The 2,144-nt window shown below is 64.1% G+C and carries 2 protein-coding genes; both read left to right on the top strand.

Going from position 1 to position 2,144, the window contains the following annotated elements; genetic code table 11:
* The first annotated feature begins 73 nt into the window (after positions 1-73).
* A complete protein-coding gene (gene istA / locus ACFX4T_RS25535; RefSeq protein ID WP_377655211.1) occupies positions 74-1,291 on the top strand; it encodes an IS21 family transposase in 1,218 nt (405 codons plus the stop codon).
* Positions 1,288-2,079, top strand: a complete 792-nt coding sequence (istB, locus tag ACFX4T_RS25530; RefSeq protein WP_377655209.1) for an IS21-like element helper ATPase IstB — start codon at positions 1,288-1,290, stop codon at positions 2,077-2,079. Before istA ends, istB begins: the two co-directional genes overlap by 4 nt.
* Positions 2,080-2,144 lie beyond the last annotated feature (65 nt).

Here is a 2,144-nt window from a genome sequence, read left to right as displayed (position 1 = left end):
TGTCGGTGCCGGTCGAAAAGTGAGCCATTGTGACGGTTGAAAACTGAGCCACTCGTTCCAAACGATTGGGTGGGTGATCACTGTGGAGGATTGGGCGCTTATTCGGCGGTTGCATCTTGCCGAGGGTGAGTCGATGAGGTCGATAGCAGCGCGGCTGGGTATCTCAAGAAACACGGTTGCGAAGGCTGTCAGTGCCGAGGGGCCGCCGGTGTATGTGCGCGCGCGGCAGGATTCCGGGATCAAGGCAATCGAGCCGGCTATCCGGGCGTTGCTGAAAGAGAACCCGCGGATGCCGGCCACGGTAGTGGCGGAGCGGGTGGGGTGGACCGGTTCTCCGGCCTGGTTCAGGGAAAACGTGGCCCGGATCCGGCCGGAGTACGCACCACCGGATCCCGCGGATCGGATCAGTTACGAACCGGGCGAGCAGGCCCAGTGCGACTTGTGGTTCCCGGAGGTGCGGATCCCGGTCGGGTCCGGGAAGCCGCGGATCCTGCCGGTGTTGGTGATGGTGTCCTCGCATTCGCGGTTCATCATGGCGCGGATGATTCCGTCGCGCATGACCGGGGATCTGCTCGCTGGCATGTGGGAGCTCCTTAGCGGTTTGGGCGCTGTTCCGCGGCGGCTGGTCTGGGATAACGAAACCGGCATCGGTCGGCGGAACAGCTTCGCGGCCGGGGTGTCAGCTTTCGCCGGGGTCCTCGCGACGAAGATCGTGCAGGTCAAGCCCTACGACCCGGAGTCCAAGGGCGTGGTGGAACGGGCCAACGGGTTTTTCGAAACCTCCTTCCTGCCAGGGCGGTCCTTCACATCCCCTGAGGATTTCAACACCCAGCTCGGCCAGTGGCTGCCCAGAGCCAACGCACGGCTGGTCCGGCGGACCGGGGCCCGGCCCACGGAACTGCTTGACCAGGACAAGGCGGGGATGTTGGCACTGCCTCCGGTTCCGCCCGTGACAGGGTTCGCGGCGAGGATCAGGCTCCCACGGGATTACTACGTCCGGGTGGGATCGAATGACTACTCCGTCCACCCGCAGGCCATCGGCAGGTTCGTCGAGATCACCGCAGACCTGGACACGGTCCGCATCAGCCTGGACGGCAGAAATGTCGGCGATCATGCCCGGTCCTGGGGCACCGGCCTGACGATCACTGACCCGGACCACGTCGACGCTGCCCGGACCCTGCGGAAAGCCTTCCAGAACCCCGCCCCCTCCGCGGACACTGCGGGGCTGCGGGACTTGGCTGACTATGATCGCGCATTCGGGATCGTCATTGATGACGGGCAGGTCGCATGATGTCCGGGACCAAGGAAACCGTCGGCCAGATCGAGTACTACTCCCGGGCCATGAAAGCACCCCGGATCAGGGAAGCGGCCACCCGTCTCGCTGAACAGGCACGAGAGGCCGGCTGGACCCATGAGGAATACCTCGCCGCCGTCCTTTCCCGGGAAGTCGCCGCCCGCGAAGCCTCCGGAGCCGAGGCCCGTACCAGGGCCGCGGGGTTCCCGGCCCGTAAATCGCTGGAGGACTTCAGCTTCGACCATCAGCCAGGCCTCAAACGGGACACGATCGCCCACCTGGCTACCGGGTCGTTCCTGACCGAGGCATCCAACATCGTCCTGCTCGGCCCGCCCGGCACGGGGAAAACCCACCTCGCGACCGGGCTCGGACTGCGCGCCGCGCAACTGGGCCACCGGGTCTTGTTCGGTACCGCTATCGACTGGGTTGCCCGGCTCCAGACAGCGCACCAGAACGGGAGGTTGCCGCAGGAGCTGGTCCGGCTGCGTCGCTACGGGCTGATCATCGTGGACGAGGTTGGCTACATCCCGTTCGAGCAAGACGCCGCGAACTTGTTCTTCCAGCTCGTTTCCTCACGCTACGAACACGCATCCCTGATCCTGACCTCGAACCTGCCCTTCGCCCGATGGGGTGATGTGTTCGGAGACCAGGTCGTGGCCTCAGCCATGATCGACCGGATCGTTCACCACGCCGAAGTCATCACGCTCAAAGGCTCCAGCTACCGGCTCAAACACACACAAACAGACTCGCTACCCTCGACAAGACTGGAAAATACGGAAGAATAACCACGTCAACGTGGCTCAGTTTTCAACCCACGAAATGGCTCACTATTCGACCAGCGCTGACAGAA

Source organism: Paenarthrobacter sp. YIM B13468 (assembly GCF_042788025.1).
Classification (GTDB): Bacteria; Actinomycetota; Actinomycetes; order Actinomycetales; family Micrococcaceae; genus Arthrobacter; species Arthrobacter aromaticivorans.
Note: the sequence above shows the minus strand (reverse complement) of the source record. Positions and strands in the feature narration are given on the sequence as shown.

Bases quoted from the DNA above. Each gene is read 5' to 3' on its own strand.
- istB (WP_377655209.1), top strand. From the start codon at position 1,288: ATGATGTCCGGGACCAAGGAAACCGTCGGCCAGATCGAGTACTACTCC.